Source organism: Roseivirga thermotolerans (assembly GCF_014653175.1).
GTDB lineage: Bacteria > Bacteroidota > Bacteroidia > Cytophagales > Cyclobacteriaceae > Roseivirga > Roseivirga thermotolerans.
Map to the genome: position 1 here is coordinate 210,543 of NZ_BNAG01000002.1, position 15,265 is coordinate 225,807.

The 15,265-nt window shown below is 42.0% G+C and carries 15 protein-coding genes; 4 read left to right on the top strand and 11 right to left on the bottom strand.

Features of this window, described 5'->3' with window-relative positions; translation table 11 throughout:
* A complete protein-coding gene (gene hemL, locus IE164_RS06860) occupies nt 1-1,296 on the top strand; it encodes a glutamate-1-semialdehyde 2,1-aminomutase (protein ID WP_189629479.1) in 1,296 nt (431 codons plus the stop codon).
* Here hemL and IE164_RS06865 read toward each other — a convergent pair.
* The 9 genes from IE164_RS06865 to IE164_RS06905 form a co-directional block, all read right to left on the bottom strand.
* Nucleotides 1,290-2,456, bottom strand: a complete 1,167-nt coding sequence (locus IE164_RS06865; protein ID WP_189629480.1) for a DUF3667 domain-containing protein — start codon at nt 2,454-2,456, stop codon at nt 1,290-1,292. The genes hemL and IE164_RS06865 overlap by 7 nt on opposite strands.
* Nucleotides 2,457-2,566: 110 nt before the next feature.
* Complete coding sequence (locus tag IE164_RS06870; protein ID WP_189629481.1) at nt 2,567-3,553, bottom strand: bifunctional methionine sulfoxide reductase B/A protein; 987 nt, start codon at nt 3,551-3,553, stop codon at nt 2,567-2,569.
* A 47-nt stretch (nt 3,554-3,600) separates the two neighbouring features.
* Complete coding sequence (locus IE164_RS06875) at nt 3,601-3,738, bottom strand: hypothetical protein (RefSeq protein ID WP_189629482.1); 138 nt, start codon at nt 3,736-3,738, stop codon at nt 3,601-3,603.
* Between the two features lie 185 nt (nt 3,739-3,923).
* On the bottom strand, nt 3,924-4,295 hold the full coding sequence (gene trxA / locus IE164_RS06880) for a thioredoxin (RefSeq protein WP_189629483.1): 372 nt from the start codon (nt 4,293-4,295) through the stop codon (nt 3,924-3,926).
* Between the two features lie 94 nt (nt 4,296-4,389).
* On the bottom strand, nt 4,390-5,532 hold the full coding sequence (locus IE164_RS06885; protein WP_189629484.1) for a glycosyltransferase family protein: 1,143 nt from the start codon (nt 5,530-5,532) through the stop codon (nt 4,390-4,392).
* Nucleotides 5,533-5,536: 4 nt separating this feature from the next.
* The gene (locus tag IE164_RS06890; RefSeq protein WP_189629485.1) at nt 5,537-6,373 is read right to left on the bottom strand and encodes a UDP-2,3-diacylglucosamine diphosphatase; all 837 of its coding nucleotides are present in this window, start codon (nt 6,371-6,373) and stop codon (nt 5,537-5,539) included.
* 131 nt (nt 6,374-6,504) lie between these two features.
* Entirely contained in the window at nt 6,505-6,744 is a 240-nt protein-coding gene (locus IE164_RS06895; protein ID WP_189629486.1) for an acyl carrier protein, read from the bottom strand.
* A 51-nt stretch (nt 6,745-6,795) separates the two neighbouring features.
* Nucleotides 6,796-8,124, bottom strand: coding sequence for a sensor histidine kinase (locus tag IE164_RS06900; RefSeq protein WP_229838565.1), 1,329 nt, complete (start codon nt 8,122-8,124; stop codon nt 6,796-6,798).
* Between the two features lie 10 nt (nt 8,125-8,134).
* Nucleotides 8,135-9,511, bottom strand: a complete 1,377-nt coding sequence (locus IE164_RS06905; RefSeq protein WP_189629488.1) for a sigma-54-dependent transcriptional regulator — start codon at nt 9,509-9,511, stop codon at nt 8,135-8,137.
* A 583-nt stretch (nt 9,512-10,094) separates the two neighbouring features.
* On the opposite strand from IE164_RS06905, the gene IE164_RS06910 reads away from it, so the two are divergent.
* The 3 genes from IE164_RS06910 to IE164_RS06920 all read left to right on the top strand — a co-directional run bounded on the left by IE164_RS06910 (nt 10,095) and on the right by IE164_RS06920 (nt 13,694).
* The gene (locus tag IE164_RS06910; protein ID WP_189629489.1) at nt 10,095-11,342 is read left to right on the top strand and encodes an efflux RND transporter periplasmic adaptor subunit; all 1,248 of its coding nucleotides are present in this window, start codon (nt 10,095-10,097) and stop codon (nt 11,340-11,342) included.
* A gap of 51 nt (nt 11,343-11,393) precedes the next feature.
* Nucleotides 11,394-12,089: an ABC transporter ATP-binding protein gene (locus IE164_RS06915; protein ID WP_229838613.1), complete on the top strand. Its 696-nt coding sequence runs from the start codon at nt 11,394-11,396 to the stop codon at nt 12,087-12,089.
* Between the two features lie 258 nt (nt 12,090-12,347).
* Complete coding sequence (locus tag IE164_RS06920; protein ID WP_189629491.1) at nt 12,348-13,694, top strand: TolC family protein; 1,347 nt, start codon at nt 12,348-12,350, stop codon at nt 13,692-13,694.
* Here the strand turns inward: IE164_RS06920 and IE164_RS06925 are convergent.
* A complete protein-coding gene (locus tag IE164_RS06925; protein WP_189629492.1) occupies nt 13,684-14,487 on the bottom strand; it encodes a hypothetical protein in 804 nt (267 codons plus the stop codon). The two genes, IE164_RS06920 and IE164_RS06925, sit on opposite strands and share 11 nt — an antisense overlap.
* On the bottom strand, nt 14,477-15,238 hold the full coding sequence (locus tag IE164_RS06930; protein ID WP_189629493.1) for a UDP-2,3-diacylglucosamine diphosphatase: 762 nt from the start codon (nt 15,236-15,238) through the stop codon (nt 14,477-14,479). Before IE164_RS06930 ends, IE164_RS06925 begins: the two co-directional genes overlap by 11 nt.
* Nucleotides 15,239-15,265: the final 27 nt, after the last annotated feature.

The following is a 15,265-nucleotide window of genomic DNA, read 5'->3' on the forward strand; positions in this document are numbered from 1 at the left end:
ATGCATCAGATTACAAAAAGCAACAACCTCTTTGAAGAGGCTCAGAAATATATACCAGGAGGTGTTAATTCTCCTGTAAGGGCATTCAAAGCCGTAGGAGGCAATCCCATTTTTATAAAGAAGGCTAAAGGAGCCTTTATTTTCGATGAGGATGGCAATGAATACATTGAGTTGATTAATTCCTGGGGCCCAATGATTCTTGGCCATGCCAATAGCAAAATAGAAGAGGCTGTACAGAAAGCCATTTCAGGATCCCTTTCGTTTGGAGCACCAACGGCCATTGAGATAGAAATGGCCAAAACTATTTGTGAGATGGTGCCCTCTATTGAAAAGGTTAGAATGGTGAACTCAGGGACAGAGGCCACCATGTCGGCCATCCGATTGGCCAGAGGTTACACCGGACGATCGAAAGTGATCAAATTTGAGGGCTGCTATCACGGGCATGGCGATTCGTTCTTAATTGCGGCCGGTAGCGGAGCCATTACGCTGGGGGAACCCAATAGTCCCGGTGTTACGAAAGGTACTGCCCAAGATACGGTTACTGTACCCTTCAACGATGTTAACAAAGTACATGAGGCTGTTCGGGCCAATAAAGAAAATGTAGCGGCTATTATTGTAGAACCTGTAGCCGGCAATATGGGCTGTGTACTACCTGCGGAGGGTTTTTTGGAAGGTTTGCGTGAAATATGTAATGCGGAAGGAATAGTGCTCATTTTCGATGAGGTAATGACGGGTTTCCGTCTTTCACCTTCTGGAGCGCAAGGCGTATTCGATGTGCAACCTGATATTACCACCCTTGGTAAAATAATTGGCGGGGGTATGCCGGTAGGAGCATACGGTGGCAAGCGCGAAATAATGGATTTTGTTTCTCCTGTAGGTCCGGTGTATCAGGCGGGGACTCTGAGTGGTAATCCTGTAGCAATGGCCGCGGGATTGGCTATGTTAAGTCAGATTAAAGAAGACCAAACCTTATATAGCGATCTGGCCCTTATTACGGCCAAGTTGGAGAATGGCTTGCAGGAAGGACTCGATAATCTTGGGCTGCCATATACCATCAATAGAATAGGTTCTATGATTAGTGTTTTCTTTACTTCCGAAAAGGTATCGAATTTTGAAGACGCCAAGAAGTCTGACTTGAACCTCTTTGGCCAATACTTCAGAGAAATGCTGAAGAGAGGGGTTTATTTGCCACCATCGCAGTTTGAGTCTTGGTTCATATCCAAATCTATTACACCTAATCTTGTAGACAGAATTGTAGAAGCCAGCAACGAGTCGCTGCGGGTAATTCATCAGTAGTACCAGAAACTGATGAATATTTCCAGGTAGAAGAATATTTGCAAGAAGAAGGCGTAAACAAAGCCTACAATATTGAATTTAATAAGGGTTTTAAACCATCCCTGCTTATATACTTTCAGAAATGAAATGTAGGCATAAGTACTGGTGAGTATAAAAAATACAACCCCTATAATGGCTCGGGCTGCGTCAATATCCCATGCCGGAAAGGTATTTTTAGTAACTATCTTATACATAATTAATAAGCCCAAACCATAGAGCAGATAGGCAAATGAGTGAATGTGCAGGGCATGAACAATGTGCTTAATGTACAGGTGCTTTCTCCGTACATAGACAAACTTTAGCACTCCGGCAAAAAGCGGAATAAGAATGAACATCATCAGCGGTAGGTTGCCAAGCACAAAACCTTTAAAGCCTTCATCGTTTTCAAAGATTTTTCGGGTTTGGGCATACACATGCACTTTTTGATTGGGGCTAAGAAAATTACCTTCAATATTGCCTCCATTGCCTTGTAGAGAATCCCAAAATACAGAATCGGGCATTCGTCTGTCTCTGGCAAAGCGGTGCATTTTATCTACCCATTCTTCGTCTTCAGACGTGGGTAACTCAACGGTAGAAAGTGACACTTTTGTGTCTTCTATAAAGTCTTCGGAAAAGTCGGCCTCTAGCGAGTCTAACAATTGACTAAAGGAGACTATTCCACTGTATTTCTGAGTCAGTGAGTCTTCTATCAAGGCCATTTTCACACTGTCGGAGAGAACCTTTAAGCGGTCGTTGTCCCTTAAAGCATCGAGGCTGGCGGTAGTTATCTCGGAGTCATCGCTAAGGTCTTTAAGGTTAAAGTCTGAGAGCAGGTAGCTTATGGTAAAGAAGTAAAAAAGGCTCATGACCAAATACAGCCTTACCGGATGAATGAAGTGCTTAATTTTGCCTTCGTGAAAACGATTGGTCAATGCTCCGGGCTTAAAAAGAAAAGGAACGAGGCTGTGGGCAAGCTTGGAGTCAAGCCCCAGGTAATTATCGACAAACTCTTTAATGAGCGTGTAAAATGTAACGTTATTGTCTGTGTTAGCCTGACCGCATACCGGGCAAAAATTATAGTCTTCGTGCAGGCTGGAGCCGCAGTTGTTACAAGAGTTGCTTCTTCTTTTCTTTTCTATCATGCTCTGGTACGACCGAACTATCAAATATAGCAGAAGTAGGCAAGTGGTAAAAGGCTTGCCTTACCGAATCTAATCAATAACGGTGCACCAACGAGAAGAAAAAGTAGGGCTCAGGCCTCGCTTTCTTTGAGTCTGTCTTTAAACATGGCCCTCAACTTCTGCACTTTAGGGTTAATTACTGCCATGCAGTAGGGTTGGTTGGGGTTGTCATTAAAGTAATTCTGATGATAGTCTTCTGCCGGGTAGAATGCCGCAGGGCCGGTTATTTCAGTAACTATGGGGTCTTCGAAGTAGTCACCCATTTCAGTTTTTACTTCTTCAGCAATTTTTTGTTCTTCTTCACCGGAGGTTATAATTATGGAACGATACTGCGTGCCTGTGTCGTACCCTTGCCTGTTAAGTGTGGTGGGGTCGTGAGTGGAGAAAAAGATTCTTAGCAGGTCTGAGTAGCTCAGTTCATTTGGGTTATAAGTAATTCTGATTACTTCTGCATGACCTGTTCGTCCGCTTGTTACTTCCCGGTAGGTGGGTTTTTTAACAGAGCCGCCTGCGTAACCGGATTCTACTTTATGAACCCCTTTTATTCGCTGAAAAACGGCCTCTGTACACCAAAAACAGCCACCTCCAACAATGGCAGTTGCTTCTGTAAGTTCGGTAGAAAGTAACTGCATGGAGGCAGAGTTTACGCAGTATCTAAGACCACTGGGTTCCGGACCATCGGGGAAAACATGTCCCTGGTGGGCATCGCAGGTGTTGCACATAATTTCTACCCTCACCATGCCATAGCTGGTGTCTTTTTCATACTTAATGGCATTTTCTTTTACAGGCTGGGTAAAGCTTGGCCAGCCGCTTCCTGATTCGAACTTCACCCTGGAATCGAAGAGGGGAGTGCCACAGCAAACACAGCCATAGAGCCCCGGTTCATGTCTTTCGCAGAACTCACCTGTACCCGCCCGTTCGGTTCCTTTTAAACGGGCTATCTGGAATTGTTCCGGAGTAAGTATTTCTTTCCATTCAGCTTCGGTTTTTTCTACCCTTCTATCGGGTTTGGGATTTCCGTTGTTGGTGAATTTAATGACATCTGACCAGGTAAGCATAGGCAATTGGTTTACGGCAGAAAGAACAAGTGCTTTTGCCAGAAAGTTTATTGTTTGCCCAAATATCGGTTAAACTCTGCAATTAGTTTTTCTCTTTCGCTTGGCCGTGGTGCATCTTTGTTAACTAGCCGACCATTGTGGTAGATCATATAATGCGGAAGGGCTGGAATGTTGAGCTCTTCCATTTTTTTACGATAACCAGCGTTGTCAATTCTACAATTTAGACAGGAGTTGGGTCGAATGTTAAAGTGATTTGGTTTGGTTCTTTTTTCTCTTCTATAATTCTTTCAGAAGCCTTATCCGAACGCGCACAAAAAAAGGAATGAAGTGTGTTTCATTCCTAAATATACTTGTAATGTTTTACCACTATCTAGTTAGTTTCGTTCTCGCCTAACAATTCTTTTTTGATCACATCCTTGAGTACTTCTTTGGGAAGAGCGCCAGACTGCATCATAGGCTGTCTACCGTCTTTCGGAATGAAAAGAATACTGGGAATACTTCTGATTCCAAACATGGCACTTAGCTCTTGTTCTACTTCGGTATCTACCTTGTAAATGTCTATTTCCGGAAACTCTGCTGCCAACTCTTCGAAGATTGGAGCTACCATCTGGCATGGTCCGCACCAATCGGCATAAAAGTCTATAATGGCCGGTTTTTCACCTTCAAACTTCCATTCTTTTTCTTTCTTGTAGTTGAATACCTTGGTTTCAAAATCAGCCAGACTTAATTGTTTTGTTTTCATACTTCTCAAATTACAAACATTTAAGTCTTGCAGCCAACAAACAGTTCCATAGAAGTATAACCAATGTAACACAGGTTACTTTTAGGGGCATTGATTACTCGTTGCTCCATCGGGGAACACCTTTGTAGCTCTCCCAGGTTGGCAGCCTTTTGGTTTCAGTTTTTGTGGTTTCTAGTGCGCGCAAAAACTTTTCCTCGTGGCCGTTCAACCAGTTGGAGAATGTAGGGCCGGGTGAGTGGCCTTTGGTAATGTGCTTTAACAAGAGACCTATGTTAAAGGTGGTGCTGCTCAGGCCGGCTTCGGCCAGTTTGGCATCTTGTGCATTACAGGCCTGCTCATATTGCCCTTTTACCGGAACCATTAATACAGGCTTGTTTAAGTACATGGCTTCACAAATGGACTCAAAGCCGGCAGTTGAGGCATAACCCGCGCAACCAGCCATTAGGTGTAAAAATTTTTGATCGTTGATGTAGTGAAAGGTGAGGTTTTTATGGGGTTTCCACTCATCGGGCAGTTGTTTGTTATCCCAAAAGCAATGGATTTTGATTTTCTTGTTTTCCTTATGCCACTCTATGATTTCCTGAGCGTAGCCTTTGTTTACCACATAGGCCAGAATGTAGTCTCCGTTTGTCGGAGTGAGCGAAAAAACTTCCTTTCTTAAAAGCGGTGGGGCTATAATGAGCTTGGGTGAGTCGCTTTTCAGGGGTCTAAATGAAAGGGCTATTATTTTATGGCTGCCTATGGCAGTGAGTTGGTTGTTGAGCCGGAAGGCCCATTTCTGGGTTTTGAAACCCTCTGCAAAGGGAAAGCTATTGTGTAGTGCGAGGTATTGATGCGCGATACACACTCTTTGAGTAGAGGGTCTGAAAAGTCCGAAATATAATCCTCCCAGTATGTCGTAGAAGTTTACTATAAGATCGGGTTTAAACTCTTTCCTAAACTTGTGCAGGCGAATGAGCTCTCTCAGAAAAAGGGGGGTACTGAGCAGATTAAAAGTGACTGTTTTCCAAAGGTTTACAGATTTACTGTTTTTGTCGAAGTAGAAATTGGGACTTTTAAATGTCTTTAGGTTAGCATTGGTGTTTTGCGCTACAAATTTGGGGATGCTTCTTCGGTTGCTGGTGCCAACTGCAATGGCGGTTACCAGGTGGTTGGCATTACTCAATATTTTTTCTAAAGCTAAGGCCTGTGTCATGTGTCCTCTTCCTTCGCCCTGAACAATAAAAAGAACTTTCATGTGATTATGCCTGACTTGCTGTTGCTGCTACTTCTTTTGTCCCATTGCCGGTGTAAGCATGAAGAGGAATGGTTTTTTCATCACTTTCATCTTTTTCCTTTTGGTTGCTTTCGCTGTAATACACAAGGCTCCACTCACCCTTCTTGTCTTCTACCAAAGCTGTCATTGATTCAACCCAGTCTCCGGAATTCAAGTAATGTATGCCATTAATGTGTTTAATAGCGGGCTGATGAATATGTCCGCATATTATGCCTTCACACCCTTTGTATAGGGCCATACTGGCGAGTTGTGTTTCAAAATCATCAATATATTTTACAGCCTGCTTTACCTTACCTTTTACTTTTTGCGAGAGCGAAAAATAAGGAAGCCCCTTTTTCAGTCGTCTGTAGTTGTATTGTCTGTTAAGCCACAGTAGAAAAGTATACCCTATATCGCCCAACTTGGCAATCCATTTGAATTGGGTAGTAATTGAGTCGAAAACATCGCCATGGGTGATGTAGTACTTTTTACCATGGCTGGTGTAAACAAGGTCTCTGGCGATTTTTAAATTGCCGACAGCAAAGGGTAGAATCTGATCGAGAAAGTCATCGTGATTGCCTCTCAGGTAGGTTACTTTGGTGCCATCTTCTTCTATCATTTTTAATATTTTGGTGAAGAAGCGGGTGTGCTTACGTTTCCATTTGCCTGACTTTTTGAGTTGCCAGCCGTCTATGATGTCACCGTTTAGAATCAGGTTCTCGCACCTGTATTGCTTTAGAAACCTTACGAGCTCTTTGGCTTTAGAGCCCTTTGTGCCTAGGTGAACATCAGAAACAATGATGGTTTTACATTCATTTTTCACTGTCTGAGGTTTGGGGGTTAGGGTTAAAACAATATCACATCTTTATGTGACCCCTTTATGACCAGTGAATTATCTGAATGCTATAAAAAAGAAGGTAGATACAAGGAGGGTTAAAATTGCCTTAATATAGGCTAAGCCTTGAGTTGTTCGTCTATATATTTCACGGCTTGTCCAACGGTTTGAAGTTTTTCGGCATCACTATCAGGAATTCTGATGTTGAAAGACTGTTCAAACTCCATAACAATTTCGGCATAGTCGAGAGAGTCTATCCCCAGGTCTTTAATAAAGTTAGCATCCAATGTGGCTTCTGTAGGGGCAATGCCTATTTTCTCAACAAGTATTTGGGTTACCTTTTCTAGCGTTTTGCTCATTCGGTTGGTGGTAAAATTGGTTGGCGGAAGTTAAACCATTTCAATATAAATCTAAAACCTAAGGGTAAATTCTGTGCCTTCATTGATCACCGAACGGACCATTATGGCGCCTCCGTGTTTGCGCATAATTTGTTTGGATAATGAAAGACCTATACCGGATCCTTGCTTTTTGGTGGTAAAAAAAGGAATGAAGATTTTACCTAAAGCTTCTTCGTCTATTCCGGAACCATTGTCTCTAATCTTAATGGTTGGTCGACCATATTCATTCACAAACGCATTGATAATTATGGTTTTATCTTCTTCATTTTCTTCCAGGGCGTGCATGGCGTTCTGAATGAGGTTAATTAAAACCTGATCGAGCAGTTCTTTGTCTACATGCAGTTTTAAGTCTTTGGGTACAATATTTACAACAAAGTCAATACCCTTTACTTCCATTTCATGAGAAAGTAAAAGCTTAATGTGGTCAACAAGTTTTCTTATTTCTATCTCCTGGATCTTCGGTTCAGGAATACGTGTGAGGTTTCTAAAGTCAGAAACAAAGCGTATGAGCCCTTCGCTTCTTCTTTTAATGGTTTGCACAGCCAGATAAATATCTTCGAGCTCTTCCTTTTCAATCGGAACATCATCTTCAATATTGTCTACCAGATTTACTTCTACCGTATTGGCAAGAGATGATAATGGAGTGACCGAATTCATGATTTCATGTGTGAGCACACGAATCAGATTTTGCCAGGCATCCATTTCTTTTTCTTCCAATTCCGATTGTATGTTTTGAATAGACACCAGCTTAAACTCTTCGCCTCTTAATACCAGCTCAATCACATAAATAGAGAGTTGGGTTCGGGTGCCTTCACGGGTAAGTTCAATCAGGGCACTTCCTCCGGTTTTTAGTTTTACAAGCGACTCTACGAGCTTAGGGCTTACTTTGCTCAGCTCAAAAATACTGTTGATGCTATCTATGCCAATGAGTTTCTTTGCCGCACTGTTAATGATCTGAACTTCTCCCAGCTTGTTGAAAGTAACCAAGCCAATGGCTACGTGTTGCACAATGGTCCTGAAATAGTGGTAATTGGCCTCTTTTTCGGCCCGTATTTCTCTAAACTTTCTAATTACGGTGTTGAATTCATTGTACAGCTCATTCATGGATTTACCTCTTCCTGAAGTGGGGTAGGTGGTGGTAAAATCATCATACTTAATAGAGCTTAAGAAACCTGCAATCTCTCGGTTGGTTTTGTCCAGGGTTCTTATTAGAAAATAGACCTGAAGGGCCACCAATAGTGCAATGAAGAAAGCATTTACATTATTGGCGGTTTCTATGTAGGCGTAGGCCAAAAGAAAAATAGAGCCAACCAATAAGGTGACTCTAATAATTATGGCCATTCTTAAGTTTTTAAAGCCCATGCTTTTCTAATCTTCGATACAATGAGGCACGTGTAAGCCCCAACTCTTTGGCTGCCTTAGAAATATTACCAGAATGCTTGTTAATGGCTTTGAGAATCACATTCTTTTCCACCTCATCCAGATTCAGATTATCCACACTTTCTGTTTGGGAGTCGGCTTTTTGAACCAGAAAGAAGAAGTCGTCTGGCATTAATACATTGCCTTCGCTCATAATAATTGCGCGTTCAATGGCATGTTGCAACTCCCTGATATTGCCGGGCCAGGAGTATTTCGATAGTTTCTTATAAGTAGACGGAGCGATTTTTTTGGGGGGCTTTCTATACTTTTCACAGTAGACCTTCACAAAATGGTCGGCCAAAAGATTAATGTCGTCTTGTCGCTCGCGCAAAGGAGGAAGGTGAATTTCTACAGTATTGATACGGTAAAGCAAATCCTGCCGAAAGGTATTTTCGGCAACCATATCGTACACCGGCATGTTGGTGGCGCAAATAAGGCGTATGTCAATATCTATGGGTTTATTGGTTCCAATTCGGGTCACCTGCCTGCTTTGTAGTACGGTAAGCAATTTAGACTGAAGAGGCATACTCAGGTTGCCAATCTCATCTAAAAACAACGAGCCCCCTGATGCTACCTCAAATCTACCAGCTCGGTCTTCCTTGGCATCGGTAAAGGCGCCTTTCTTATGGCCAAATAGCTCCGATTCAAACAGTGTTTCCGTAATGGCTCCCATGTCTACCCCCACAAAGACATTGTCTTTGCGCAGGGAACGTTGGTGAAGAGCACGAGCCACAAGCTCTTTACCCGTACCGTTTTCCCCCAAAATAAGCACATTGGCATCGGTGCCCGCTACTTTGTCTATTATGCTAAAGACATTCTTCATGGCGGGGCTGTCTCCTATAATGTCTTTAAAAGGCTTGCTTATATCATCTTCCAGCTGCTTTTTGGCGCTTTTGAGCTTTTCTACTTCTTTGTAGCTCTGCTTTAGTTTAATGGCCGAAGAGAGTGTGGCGAGAAGTTTTTCATTTTGCCAGGGCTTCAATACAAAGTCGGTGGCCCCTTCTTTGAGAGCCCGCACGGCCATTTCTACATCGCCAAAGGCAGTAATCAATATAACCACTGCTTTGGGGTCGGCTTCTAAAATCTGTTCCAACCAATAGAACCCTTCTTTACCACTGGTAATGTCTTTACTGAAGTTCATGTCCAGCAATATGACATCATAGGTCCCATTGTTCATTAAGAAAGGAATCTTCTTGGGGTTCTTTTCTATAATCACCTCTTTGGCGTGCTTCTTCAGTAAGAGTTTGGCTGCAATGAGCACGTCCTCGTCATCATCTATTATCAGTATTTTTCCGAGTTCTTTGTCCACAAGCTTGTATTTGAAAAGTTATTGCAACTGAAATAATGCCAATTGGCATAGAAGCGAAATATAGGGGATTAGTTTTAGAGGATGTCCGATATCGCAACAAAATTAGTCCGATTATGAACGTGTTTTTCTTAAAAAGTATCGCTTATGCGAGCATTGAAAACTCCTGAGCTTTGTGTGTAATAGCAATAAATTGAGGTGAAATTTGCTAAAAACAGGTACGTACAGATATCGGCTCGGGTGCAGACGAAAAAACCTTACTTTTAAAAGAATTTGGTTTTGCAGATGAAATGAAAGTGTTTATATTGCACCTGTTGTTTTGAATTAATTTAAAGATTAATTCAGATATTTTGAGTTTTTGACCTTTGGGCTCGGTGCTGACCATACCGAGCCTTTTTTTATGCCCAATGGGCTCTTCCGGTGTTCGATTGTGTTCGTTTTCGATCAATTTCTGTTTTAATTCTGTACACTTACATGCAACCTGGCGGGGTGGGATATAGTCTATTCGTTTGATTTATAGTGTTTTACAAAAGTGGCACCCTTGTTGTCAATCGGTGATCGGACTAGAAAACACGAATAATTAGCAATGGACAGAAAAATTAAAAAGAAGACTTGGACAACTAAGCGCATAGTGACCATTCTCGGCAGTGCCGCTATTCTATACTTAATACTTTACGTTTTTATTTTTAATGATAACTCGGCCAAGCTCAATGTAGAAATTGAGAAGATAAGTGTGGGTGAGGTTATTGAAGGCCCTTTTCAAGAGTTTATACCTATTCCCGGTACGGTTCAACCCAAAACCACTATATATCTCGATGCGAAAGTGGGCGGCAACGTTGAACGAAAGTTTTTAGAAGGTGGAGTAAGAGTAAAAAAGGGAGATACTATTCTTAAGTTGGAGAACCGGCAGCTCGAAATGAATTACATCAGCGAGCAGACTCAAACCAACCGGTTGAGAAATGAGATTGAAAACACTAACAACAGGTTGCAACAACAGCTTTTTACTTCGAAAGCACAGGTTATATCACTAGACTTTGACATCGATGAGGCCAAGGACCAGTTGATGCGTACTGAGCAACTCTGGAAGAACAAAGTAGCCACTGAGCAGGAGTACTTAAACGCCAAAAGAAGGTATAACCGTTTGTTGGCTACCAGAACAAATACACTCAAGCAAATGGAGTTTGACTCCATCAATAATATTACCCAGCGCGATCAGAATATTGAAAGATTGGTAACCTCCGAAGATGCCCTGAAGTTGGTGCAGCGACAGTTGGAGGACTTGTATGTGACAGCTCCAATAGATGGTCTTCTTTCTACAGTAAATGCAGAGATTGGCCAGCAAATAGGACAGGGAACTACTATTGCCCAAATTGATGATTTGGACGGCTTTAAAGTGTCGGCTTTAGTAGATCAGCACTATTTGCCCAGAATATATGAGGGGCTGGTAGGAACTTATGATTTTGCCGGAAATACCTACAAGCTGGAAATCAGAAAGAAGTTTCCTGAAATCAACAACGGTCAGTTTGTGGTAGAGCTTGTTGGTGAGATTCCTGAAGGAGTCAGACGAGGCCAGGAGCTTTCTGTGCGACTCCAATTGAGTGAGGAAAAAAGAGCTATTCAGATACCTAGAGGTAGCTTCTTTCAAACTACAGGTGGTAACTGGATCTTTGTGTTGAACGAAGATGAAACCGAAGCCGTCAAGAGGAGAATCAAGATTGGAAACCAAACTCCACGGAACTATGAAGTACTGGAAGGTTTAAAACCTGGAGAAAAAGTGATATTTTCATCATACGAAGGGTATGAAGATAAGGACAAGCTTATCATCAAGAAATAAATTAATTCAAACAACTAATTAACTTTTATAATTATGGGAAACAACAAGAGTATCATCACCACTAAGGGGCTGAAGAAGTTCTATTACACGGATGAAATCGAAACGACCGCGTTGAATAACGTAAATCTTCAGATTGCTGAAGGTGAGTTTGTTGCAATCATGGGACCATCGGGTTGTGGTAAATCTACTTTACTAAACATCATTGGTCTATTGGATAACCCTTCTGAAGGGGAGTTCTATTTTTACGATGAAGAGGTCTCAAAATATTCTGAAAGACAAAGAGCAGAGCTTAGAAAAAGAAACATTGGTTTCGTGTTTCAGAGCTTCAACCTTATTGACGAGCTAACGGTATATGAAAACGTGGAGCTTCCTCTAATCTATCTCAAATATCCATCTTCTGAAAGAAAGCAAAGGGTAGAAGAAGTATTGGAACATATGCAAATTATGCATAGAAAAGACCACTTTCCACAACAGTTATCAGGTGGTCAGCAGCAAAGGGTGGCTGTAGCCAGAGCGGTTGTTGCCAAGCCTAACCTAATTCTTGCGGATGAGCCAACGGGTAACCTTGATTCTACCAACGGCCAGGAAGTAATGACACTTCTTAGCGATTTGAATGCAGGAGGTACAACCGTAATTATGGTAACGCACTCTGCTACCGATGCAGAATACGCTCACAGAGTGGTGAACCTGTTCGATGGTCAGATTGTATCTGAGAACATCAATTCTAAAGAGAATTCACTGGTTTAGTAACTCAGTAGAATGCTGAATGTGAGGCGGTCTCAAAAGCTTCAAAACAAGTGATTCTGAACTTGTCTACTGACAGGCAGGTTAATTTCAGAATCTATAAGTTCTACAAAGAGCACTATGAAGCCCCTGAAACCTGCTTTTGCCGCAGGCAGGCAAGTTCGGGGTGGCGCTTATCTGGCTTTTGAGGCAACCTCCTGAAATAACAGGGACATAGGCTTCCCTCAGATCTTTATTGCCTAACGGATAGAAAACATTATTATGAAAAAGATACTTTCAATAGCCCTATTACTGCTAATGGCCATGCCGGGGGTGTTTGCACAAAAAGTGCTTACACTAGAAGAGTGTATCGATATTGCTTTGCAAAACAATATTGCTTTAAAAAGGGCCAGAAACAGTGCTGAAATTGCCAGGGCGCAATATACCCAAAGCAAGTTCAACTTTTTACCTTCTTTGAGTGCGGGGGCTTCCCACAACTGGTTCGAAGGACTTTCTTTTGACCAGACTTCGGGAAATCTGGTAAATACTACTACCCTAAGTGGTGGTGGTTCCATTGGTGCCAGTATGACTCTGTTCGATGGATTTTCGAATTTGCTAGGTATGCAACAAGCCAAGGCTAGTTATGAGGCTGCAGAAGAAAATGTAAAGAGTACTGTTCAGCTAACCCAAGCCAATGTGGTAAACGCTTTTCTTCAGGTGGTAACCACCAAAGAAAGCCTCAAAATTAATGAAGCCCTTAGAGAATTGTTACAAGAACAACTGGAAAGGGAAGAGATTAGAGAACGAGCGGGAGTGGGTAATATGGAGCAAGTGTATAACTTCAGATCTCAAATTGCCCAGCAAGACCTGGTTATAGTAAATAACCGGAATACGCTAGAGTCTTCTAAGTTGCAGCTTATTCAGCTCTTGTTGTTGGATCCTTCGGAAGAATATAGTTTCGAGGGCATAACGCTCAACGATAGTTTGCTGGAACAAGAACTACAAAACTATAATGAGGTGCATGAAAAGGCCATGAGCTTTTCTCCGGGCGTACGTTCGGCCGAGTTGAGTTTAGAAGCTTCCAGAAAAGCCATGCAGTCGGCCAAATATTTGTGGATGCCAAACCTATCTATTTCGGCAGGCTACGGAACCAGTTGGTCATCCAACCTGAGAGACCAAACCGATGGTTCTGTAATTGACCTTTCTACCCAGTTCGATAATAACAGAAGAAAGTCTGCCTCCTTAAACCTTAACATTCCATTGTTTAACAACTTTAGGAATAGAACTCAGATGCAGACCAGCAAGATTCAAATGCTTAATTCTGAGCTAGGATTGGAGCAGGCTAAAAATGACCTAACCAATCAGTTGCAGCGGGCATATCTGGATTTGGTAAATGCTAAAACTACCTATGGGGCAGCTAAGCAAAGTCAATTGAATCTAAACCAGTCGTTTGAATTTGCGAAGACCCGCTATGAAAATGGAACGATAGACTTTGTCACATACCTGCAGAGTCTTAATGCTAAGAATAGGGGAGATTTCGAAATGTTGAGATCGAAATACAGCATATATCTGAGAAAGCTGATTTTGGATATTTATATGGGCGAATTAATTTCTCCCACTAATAATTAATGGTATAGTATTCAACAACTTTACCAGACTGAATGATAATCTGATTGTTTTCCATAAATACTGTTTTAAAAGAAGGGTTGGCACGTCCAACCTTTCTTTTTTGCTTAGAGTAGATATCTACCAGTACTATCTGCCCTTCTTCTATGCTTACCAGTGAGTTTTCTCTAAAACTAAAGTAAGCTCCCCCTTTGAGGGGAATTGTGTCCATATAATTGCCCAGATTATCAAAAACGAGTACTCCTGAATTCTTATCACCAACAAAAAGCAGGTTTTGATATTCGCGCATAAAAGTGGGCTGAATGTTTTTTACTGAAAGACTGAGGGATAAAATGTTATCAAGAATGGTTTCTCCATTGTTTAGGTCAACCTTCTTAACGGCCAATGTATTGTTGTCGAACAACCATAGGTTGTTATCTCCGGAGAGGGTGGCCAGACCACTAAAATTACTTATGCTGAGCGACTGCAGAGGATAGCGCTCAGAATCGGTAAGAAAGCGATTTAAGAAAAGGTACTCCTGAAAGTTCTGGTAGTAAGCAAAAACTCTTAAACCCTGCCAGGCTTCGAGCAAAGTGGGGGCTGCCTTGCGCTGTGGCGAAAAGTGGTATAGCATTTTGCCGTTGCTATCGTATTTCTCAATGGTACCGTCTTTACTGGCAAAGTACAAGTAACCCTGGCGATCTATTGAAGCTGCTTCCGGAATAAAATTAATTTCGAATCGGTGTTTGAATACCAATTGCTGAGCAGCGAGTTGGGTACTGCAAAGAAGCACAAGAAGTAAGAAGCTAGCCCTCATAGGTCTTTAGTTCTACTTTACCTTCAGCATATTCAGCATAAGTAAAGGCACCAAGCCATTCACCCAGGTTAATGTATCGGCTGTTGTTTCCCACCTCAAGATCTAGCGGCAGATGACGATGACCGAAAATATAATAGTCTCTGTGTTTTTCTTTTTCTAAAGACTTGGCATAAGACCAAAGCCATTCTTCTTCTCCCAGAAATCTTTGCTCAGTGTTGTTGGCCTGAGCCCTGCTTTTTCCGGACCAAAAATTGGCCAGGCCAATACCCACATTGGGGTGTAGCCAGTGAAAGGCCCATTGAAAGAAACGATTGGTAAATACTTTTTTTAGAAACTTATAGCCCTTGTCACCCGGCCCCAGGCCGTCACCATGCCCAACATACAAGCTGGTTTGGTTAATGAATAGGTCAATGGGTTCGGTATATACCTTGGCATTAAATTCTTCCTCAAAGTATCCAAACATCCACAGGTCATGGTTTCCGGTAAAAATATGAAGCTCTATACCGGAATCAGCTATTTCGGCCAATTTGCCCTGGAAACGCAAAAAGCCCTTGGGGATGGTGGTCTTATACTCAAACCAAAAATCGAATAAGTCGCCCACTAGAAAAATGGCATGGGCATCTTTTTGGCATTGACTAAGCCAATCAATTATCTTTTGTTCTCTCTCCCGACTCTTTGCTTTGTTGGGTATGCCCAAATGAAAATCCGATGCGAAGTAAACTTTTTCTGATGCTTTAGGCTTAAGCTCCATGGGTTAAAAAAGGAATTGGCGCAAGTT